At 34.6% G+C, this 353-nt stretch carries 1 protein-coding gene and 1 pseudogene; both read left to right on the top strand.

Annotated features, from left to right (window positions below):
• A pseudogene (locus PSI23_RS22180) lies at positions 1-221 on the top strand (hypothetical protein); the annotation flags it as partial.
• Positions 218-353 (top strand): ANR family transcriptional regulator (locus tag PSI23_RS23370; protein WP_373567375.1); only part of this gene is annotated, 136 nt, incomplete at its 3' end. The pseudogene PSI23_RS22180 and the gene PSI23_RS23370, both read left to right, overlap by 4 nt.

The raw sequence follows: 353 nt of genomic DNA, 5'->3' as shown, positions 1-353 counted from the left end.
ATAGAACTAATTGCAGGCTGGATTTAGATGAGGAAATATTGACTCTCGCTTTAATTAAGTTCTTTGAAGATGGACTTGGCGAGCATCAACATAAATCACATGAACTTATAAATACATATAACAGCTTTTACACCAAGCACGGAATTTTAACCGCAGAAGGTAATGAATTTATTAATGAGATATTAAAACTTATTGCCAAAAAAACGGAGCCAATAACATGAAAAAGAAATCTTATTTAGATTTTGCTAGTACAGCCATCCAGAAAGAGAAAGAAGAAAAATACGACCTTGCAGCTTTATATTGGGGGAAGGCCAAAGAAGTAGCCACCAGCCTTAATACTCAATTATGGTCTG

This window comes from Xenorhabdus yunnanensis (assembly GCF_028598805.1).
GTDB classification, from domain to species: domain Bacteria; phylum Pseudomonadota; class Gammaproteobacteria; order Enterobacterales; family Enterobacteriaceae; genus Xenorhabdus; species Xenorhabdus yunnanensis.
This window is presented reverse-complemented; position numbering and strand designations above follow the sequence as displayed.